Source organism: Inquilinus limosus MP06, from assembly GCF_000767795.1.
In the GTDB taxonomy this organism is placed as follows: Bacteria; Pseudomonadota; Alphaproteobacteria; order DSM-16000; family Inquilinaceae; genus Inquilinus; species Inquilinus limosus_E.
Genome location: NZ_JANX01000352.1, coordinates 1 through 6,528 on the forward strand (window position 1 = coordinate 1; position 6,528 = coordinate 6,528).

General features: G+C 69.9%; 8 protein-coding genes. 3 read left to right on the forward strand and 5 right to left on the reverse strand.

The window, feature by feature from the left end; translation table 11 throughout:
- A partial coding sequence (locus P409_RS22560) for a LysR family transcriptional regulator (protein ID WP_034843983.1) occupies window positions 1-180 on the reverse strand: 180 nt, incomplete at its 3' end.
- Window positions 181-376: 196 nt separating this feature from the next.
- On the opposite strand from P409_RS22560, the gene P409_RS22565 reads away from it, so the two are divergent.
- A complete protein-coding gene (locus P409_RS22565; protein ID WP_152613491.1) occupies window positions 377-583 on the forward strand; it encodes a hypothetical protein in 207 nt (68 codons plus the stop codon).
- A gap of 20 nt (window positions 584-603) precedes the next feature.
- On the opposite strand, the gene P409_RS22570 is transcribed toward P409_RS22565, so the two are convergent.
- Entirely contained in the window at window positions 604-1,620 is a 1,017-nt protein-coding gene (locus P409_RS22570) for a zinc-dependent alcohol dehydrogenase family protein (RefSeq protein WP_034843989.1), read from the reverse strand.
- Between the two features lie 133 nt (window positions 1,621-1,753).
- On the opposite strand from P409_RS22570, the gene P409_RS22575 reads away from it, so the two are divergent.
- Window positions 1,754-2,107, forward strand: a complete 354-nt coding sequence (locus tag P409_RS22575; RefSeq protein WP_034843991.1) for a winged helix-turn-helix transcriptional regulator — start codon at window positions 1,754-1,756, stop codon at window positions 2,105-2,107.
- Between the two features lie 7 nt (window positions 2,108-2,114).
- Here P409_RS22575 and P409_RS36380 read toward each other — a convergent pair whose 3' ends face one another.
- The 3 genes from P409_RS36380 to P409_RS22590 form a co-directional block, all read right to left on the reverse strand.
- Window positions 2,115-3,128, reverse strand: a complete 1,014-nt coding sequence (locus P409_RS36380) for an FkbM family methyltransferase (RefSeq protein WP_052121203.1) — start codon at window positions 3,126-3,128, stop codon at window positions 2,115-2,117.
- Window positions 3,129-3,253: 125 nt separating this feature from the next.
- Window positions 3,254-3,976, reverse strand: coding sequence for an acetoacetyl-CoA reductase (gene phbB / locus P409_RS22585; protein WP_034843992.1), 723 nt, complete (start codon window positions 3,974-3,976; stop codon window positions 3,254-3,256).
- 240 nt (window positions 3,977-4,216) lie between these two features.
- Window positions 4,217-5,389, reverse strand: coding sequence for an acetyl-CoA C-acetyltransferase (locus tag P409_RS22590; RefSeq protein WP_034843993.1), 1,173 nt, complete (start codon window positions 5,387-5,389; stop codon window positions 4,217-4,219).
- Between the two features lie 128 nt (window positions 5,390-5,517).
- Here P409_RS22590 and P409_RS22595 point away from each other — a divergent pair, with 128 nt between their 5' ends.
- Window positions 5,518-6,456, forward strand: coding sequence for a 2-keto-4-pentenoate hydratase (locus tag P409_RS22595; protein WP_052121205.1), 939 nt, complete (start codon window positions 5,518-5,520; stop codon window positions 6,454-6,456).
- The last annotated feature ends 72 nt before the right edge of the window (window positions 6,457-6,528 follow it).

The window sequence follows — 6,528 nt, forward strand, 5'->3', positions numbered from 1 at the left end:
CAGGCTGCGGCCACGGCGGGCGAACAGCGGCGCGCCCAGCCGTTCCTCCAGCCGCTTGATGTGATAGCTGATCGCGGCTTGGGTCAGCCCCAGCTCCTCCGCCGCGCGGGTGAAGCTGACATGGCGCGCTGCCGCCTCGAAGGCGTGCAGGGAGGGCAGGGGCAGGCTGTCGGTCGGCATGGCTCAGTATAAGCCAGGCTTATGAACGACGGCGAGGCCCTGCGTGGTCCGGCCGGGCCGGACGGCGCAGGTTTGGCCCATCCGCTTCAGCCAGGATGCCGGCCATGACGATTCCGATCTTCCCCGCCTGCGTCGCTATGCCGGCGCCGGGCGGCCACCCTTCGGGTGTGCCCGCCATGATGCCGGGATGAGCGCCGTGTCGACCGTCCTCCCGGCTAGGCTGCTGGCGGTGCTGCGCCGCCTTGCAGGGGGGCCGGCGGGTCTGGAACCCCGCCGCGAGATCTTGCGCCCGGAGGAGCTCTCTCCGCATCTCGCCGCCGATATCGGCCTCGGTGCCGGCGTCGCCAGCCGGCCTCGTCTTGTCCCGCACCCCGACCGGCCGGCCGGGGCCATCGAGGGCTGAGCCCCGGCCGCCGACAGCCGTCACCCGATCGCGATCACGATCTTGCCGACATGGCCGGCCGCCTCGAGATGGCGGTAGGCATCCTTGGCCTGCTCGAAGGGGAAGACGCGGTCGATCACCGGCCGGATGCCGGCCTGGGCTATGTGCCGGTTCATCGCCTCGAACATCTGGCGCGAGCCGACATAGAGGCCGCGCAGCGTCACCGACCGGCCGATCAGCGGCGTCGGCTCGAACGGGCTGCCGGCGGTCAGCACGCCGATCAGCTGGACCTGGCCGCCGATCCGGGTGGCGGCGATCGATTTCGGCACCGTGCCGGCGCCGCCGACCTCGATGACATGGTCGACGCCGCGCCCGCCGGTCAGCCGCAGCACCTCCTTCTCCCACTCCGGATGGCTGCGGTAGTTGATGAGATCGGCGGCGCCCAAGGCCTTCGCCTGCTCCAGCTTGGCGTCGCTGGAAGAGGTGGCGATCACCCGCGCCCCGGCGGCATGGGCGAACTGCAGGGCCAGGATCGAGACGCCGCCGGTGCCCAGCACCAGCACGGTCTCGCCCGGTTGCAGCGGATGCTGGCCGCCATAGAGTGCGTTCCAGGCGGTCACTCCGGCGCAGGGCAGGGCGGCGCCCTCCTCGAAGGACAGGTGGTCCGGCAGGTGCACCAGCCCGTCCTGGTCGAAGACGCGGTGCTCGGCCAGCACGCCGTGGGCCGCGCCGCCCAGTGCGCTGGCCTGGTCTGCGGCGTCGATCTCGCCGCCGATCCAGCTCTGCATGAAGATGCCGGCGACCCGGTCGCCAACCTTGACCCGGGTGACATCGGGGCCGACCGCCACCACCTCGCCGGCGCCGTCCGACAGCGGCACCAGGTCTGGCCGGGGGGCGCCGCGGCCGTAGCGGTTGGTGGCGACCATCAGGTCACGATAATTCAGCGATGCCGCGCGCAGCCGGACCAGCGCCTGGCCGCGGCCGGGGACCGGCGTCTCGGTCTCGGCCAGGGTCAGGTCGTCGATGCTGCCGGTGCGGGGAAAGCGGTACTGGCGCATGGCTCGAACACTCCGATGAGGTCGGGATACCGCCGGACCGGCGGCATGGGTGCCATGTTGCGGCTTGCAGGCTTTCACGCAAGAAGGCAACATTTCTTGCCATAGGATACTCTTTTGCACCTATGGAGGCAGAATGCCGCCACGAGACCAAGCCCGCCGGCCCTATGGCTGCGCCGTCGAGGTCACGCTCGCCGTCATGGGCGGCAAGTGGAAGCCGGTGATCCTGTACCAGCTGCTGGACGGGCCGAAGCGCTTCGGCGAGCTGCGCAAGACCGTCGGCGGCGCGACGCAGCGCTCGCTGACGCTGCAGCTGCGCGAGCTGGAGATGGACGGCATCGTGCACCGGCAGGTCTTCGCCGAGGTGCCGCCGCGGGTGGAATACTCGCTGACCGAGTACGGCCGCACGCTGGCGCCGGTGCTCGACGCCATGAAGGCCTGGGGCCAGAGCTTCCGGGACCGGGTCGAGAGCACGGCCGAGGCGGCGTAACGCCGCGTCAACCGGCGTCGATGAGTCCTGCAACGGCCAGGAAGGCGGGCGAACCCGGCGTCACCATGACCAGGTCGACGAAGCCCTGTGTGGGTGGCGCCAGATCGTCCAGGCTGCGCCGGCGCAGCTCCTCCCATGCAACCGGCCGCAACCGGTGGGCGGCGTGGTCGATCAGGAAGGGGTGCTGGGGATAGGTGGACAGGAGCGTGATGAAGCCGTCGATATCCTCGCCGGCATTCGACATGCCGTAGGGCCAGAATTCGACGAGAAGGGCCGACAGCCGCTCCCCGGTGCTCAAGGCTGTTTTCCCGCCTCGGAAAATGCGGGGCTCACTGCCCTGCGTGTCCATCTTCACCAGGCAGGGCGGTAGGGGGCGGCCTCCGAAATAGGCATCGAGGGTCGTCACCGGGACGGTGATGGACGGCCTGTCCTCGTCCGAAGCGTAGAGTCGATGGTCTCCCCGGTTCCCGGCCGAGTGATAGAGGCTGGCCGAGCCGATGGTGTCCGACACGGCCGCCGCGACCGTGTGGACGCGCACCGTGTCGTTGCCCCGGGCGTTCTCGACGAGCAGATCGAAATTGCGCGGATCGGGCTCGAAGGCGTGGACCGTGGACCCATGCGGCATGATCTGTCGTGCCAGGGCGCTGTACCACCCGATATTGGCGCCCAGATCAACGAACAGGCTGAAATTGGGGAGCAGGCGGCGGGCGATCTCGGTTTCCAGCGGCTCCCAATTGCCGCTGTCGATGATCGAGCGCGAGACGAACTGATCATCGCCGTAATCGTGGGTTTTCATCCGGAACGGCGGGATCTGGTCGAGCTCGATCAGCCGTCCGTCCCCGGCGGCGGGCGCTTCCTCCGAGGCCTGGGGCGTCGGGGGAAACCCCGTCAGGTCACGCAGCGCCGCCTCGATGTGGTCGAGCCTTGCGTCCGCGGCACGGAGATATCCCTTGTCGGCGAGGTGCTGGATTGCGCCGATGGCCATGGCCCGGCCGAGATACTTGAAGGCTCCCCGGAACATCGACGTCCCCTCGCTTCGCCGCAGTATCGCACTGTCAGCGCTGTGACGACGCCGATTAAGCGGTGTTCATGGCCGCGGTCAACTCGCCGATGGGAAGGGCCGGTTCCGGCCCTTCCCCGGCCCGCTCAATACATGTGCTGGCCGCCGTTGATCGACAGGGTCGAGCCGGTGATGAACCCGGCCTCGTCGTCGACCAGGAACAGCACGCCGCGGGCGATCTCCGACGCCTTGCCCAGGCGGCCGACCGGCACCTTGGCGACGATCTTCTCCAGCACGTTGGGCGGCACGGCGCGCACCATGTCGGTGTCGATGTAGCCCGGCGCGATGGCGTTGACGGTGACACCCTTGCCGGCGCCTTCCTGCGCCAGCGCCTTGGTGAAGCCGTGGATGCCTGACTTCGCCGCGGCATAGTTCACCTGGCCGTACTGGCCGGCCTGGCCGTTGATCGAGCCGATGTTGACGATGCGGCCGAAACTGCGCGCCCGCATGCCGTCGATGACGCAGCGGCACATGTTGAAGCAGGAGCCGAGATTGGTGTCGATCACCGCGTCCCAGGCCTGGCGGTCCATCTTGTGGATGGTGCCGTCGCGGGTGATGCCGGCGTTGTTCACCAGCACCTCGACCGGCCCGAGCTCGGATTCGATCTTCGCGATCGCGGCCTGGCACTGCTCGAAATCGGCGACATCGAACTTGTAGACGCTGATGCCGTGCCGCTCGCTGAAGGCGCGGGCGGCGTCATCATTGCCGGCATAGGTCGCGGCGACCTTGTAGCCCTTCTCCTTCAGGGCCAGCGAGATCGCCTCGCCAATCCCTCTCGTCCCGCCGGTCACCACCGCTACACGTCCCATAGCGTCCTCCCAGGGTTGGATTGAAGGGCCGCCGGCCGCGACGAGAGATCGGCGGGCGGCCCGGGAAACGGCGCCTCGGTGCAGAGGCGCCGAGATCAGAGACCGTTTGGAAATGCGCTGGCGCAAGTCGGCTGGCGGTGGCTTCGGGAACCGGAGCGCAGTGCACATTTGGTGCGTGAGCACCGGAAGCGGAGAAGCCGCCGTCAGACGGCCGCGCCAGTAGCGTTTCCAAGCGGTCTCTCAGCGCTCGACGCAGAGGGCGATGCCCATGCCGCCGCCGATGCACAGGGTGGCCAGGCCCTTCTTCGCGTCCCGCCGGCCCATCTCGTAGAGCAGGGTGGTCAGGATGCGGGCGCCCGAGGCGCCGATCGGGTGGCCGATGGCGATGGCGCCGCCATTGACGTTCACCCTGGCCGGGTCCCAGCCCATGTCCTTGTTCACGGCGCAGGCCTGGGCGGCGAACGCCTCGTTGGCCTCGACCAGGTCCAGCTGCTCGGCGGTCCAGCCGGCCTTCTTCAGCGCTGCGCGGCTGGCCGGGATCGGGCCCGAGCCCATCACCGCCGGGTCGACGCCGGCCGTGGCCCAGGAGGCGATGCGCGCCAGCGGGGTGATGCCGCGGCGGACGGCCTCCTCCTCGGTCATCAGCACCAGCGCCGCGGCGCCGTCATTGAGGCCGGAGGCATTGCCGGCGGTGACCGTGCCCTCCTTGTCGAAGGCCGGGCGCAGCTTGGCCAGCACCTCGATCGTGGTGTCCGGCTTCAGGTACTCGTCGGCATCGATCACCGTGTCGCCCTTGCGGCCCTTGACCGTGACCGGGACGATCTCGTCGTTGAACCGGCCCTCGCGCTGCGCTGCGGCGGCCTTCTGCTGGGACGCCAGGGCGAAGCGGTCCTGCTCCTCGCGGGTGATCTGCCACTGCCGGGCCACGTTCTCCGCCGTATTGCCCATGTGGTAGCCGTTGAAGGCGTCCCACAGACCGTCGCGGATCATGGTGTCGACCATCTTGGCGTCGCCCATCTTGGTGCCGGCGCGCAGATGCAGCGCGTGCGGCGCCAGCGACATGCTCTCCTGCCCGCCGGCGACGACGATGCGGGCGTCGCCCAGCGCGATCGCCTGGCTGCCGAGGGCGACGGTGCGCAGGCCGGAGCCGCAGACCTGGTTGATGCCATAGGCGGTGGCCGATTTCGGGATGCCGGCGGCGACCGCGGCCTGGCGCGCCGGGTTCTGGCCGGCGGCGGCGGTCAGCACCTGGCCCAGCACCACCTCATCGACCTCGGCGGCGTCGACCTTGGCCCGGCCCAGCGCCGCGGTGATCGCGACGGTGCCCAGCTCATGCGCCTGCACCGCGGCGAAGGCGCCGCTGAAGGCCCCGACCGGCGTGCGCGCGGCTGCGGCGATGACGACATTGGCCATGGAGGCTTTCCCTATGCTGTTCGGCGCGGCCGGGCCGCACCGGTCGAATTGCGCTAAGGTGACGATAGCCATGCCCGTTCCGCCCGCGCAACCACGACGGGCCGATCGGCGCGAAGGGGAGGGAATCGATGCGGAAGCCGTTGCTGCGGGCCGTGGTGCTGACCACGGTGCTGGGAACGATGCCAGCGCTGGCGGCGGAGGATTGCGCCGCCATTGCCGCCCGCGCGGCCGCGGCCTGGCGGGCGAAAACGGTGGTGTCCGGGCTGGCCGGGATCGACGCTGCCACCGCCGCCTGCGTCCAGAAGACGCTGGTCGGGGATCTCGCGCCGGATGCCGGCGCGCTGGTCGGATACAAGGTCGGCCTGACCGGCAAGGCGATGCAGGAGCGGCTGGGCGTCGACCATCCGGTGGCGGGCGTGCTGCTGACGGGCATGCTGCGGTTTCCTGGAGTGAAGTACGCCGCGGACAAAGACGGCAAGGAGAGCATGCTGATCGGCCCGTTTCCGCTGGGGGACGGAGTCACGGCGCACAACGGGCCGATCCCGGCCGATTTCGCTGCTCGCCCGCTGGTCGAGGCGGACCTGATCGCGATCGTGGCGGATGAAGGGGTGAACCAGGCGAAGACGCCGGCCGAGGTGCTGCAGCATCTCGCCGGTCTGTATCCTTTCATCGAGCTGGCCGACCTCGCTCTGGCGCCGGACGAGAAACCGACTGCCGCCTCGATCACCGCGATCAATGTCGGCGCCCGCCTCGGCGTGCTGGGCGAGCCGATCGCGATCGAGCCCGGCTTCGTCGAGCGGCTGGCGGCGATGAAGGTCTCGCTCACGGACGGGTCGGGCAAGGTTCTGGCCGAGGCGCCGGGTGCGGCTATCCTCGGCCATCCGCTGAACGCGGTGATCTGGCTGGCGCAAGACCTCGCGGCAAAGGGCGAGGCGCTGCGGCCGGGGCAGCTGGTCAGCCTCGGCTCGTTCGGTCCGCCGGCGCAGCCGGTGCCGGGCGGGACCGTGACGGTGCGCTACGACGGCCTGCTGTCCGCGCCGGTGTTGCTGTCCGTCCGCTTCGAATAGCGCCGGCCAGCCACGCCGCCAGCGGCTGCCACACCTGGGCCTCGGCGCCGCCGGCCACCACCATGCCGATAT

Coding starts and splice junctions, on each gene's coding strand:
- P409_RS22570 (WP_034843989.1), bottom strand. CDS start 1,620: ATGCGCCAGTACCGCTTTCCCCGCACCGGCAGCATCGACGACCTGACC.
- P409_RS22575 (WP_034843991.1), top strand. CDS start 1,754: ATGCCGCCACGAGACCAAGCCCGCCGGCCCTATGGCTGCGCCGTCGAG.
- phbB (WP_034843992.1), bottom strand. CDS start 3,976: ATGGGACGTGTAGCGGTGGTGACCGGCGGGACGAGAGGGATTGGCGAG.
- P409_RS36380 (WP_052121203.1), bottom strand. CDS start 3,128: ATGTTCCGGGGAGCCTTCAAGTATCTCGGCCGGGCCATGGCCATCGGC.
- P409_RS22590 (WP_034843993.1), bottom strand. CDS start 5,389: ATGGCCAATGTCGTCATCGCCGCAGCCGCGCGCACGCCGGTCGGGGCC.
- P409_RS22595 (WP_052121205.1), top strand. CDS start 5,518: ATGCGGAAGCCGTTGCTGCGGGCCGTGGTGCTGACCACGGTGCTGGGA.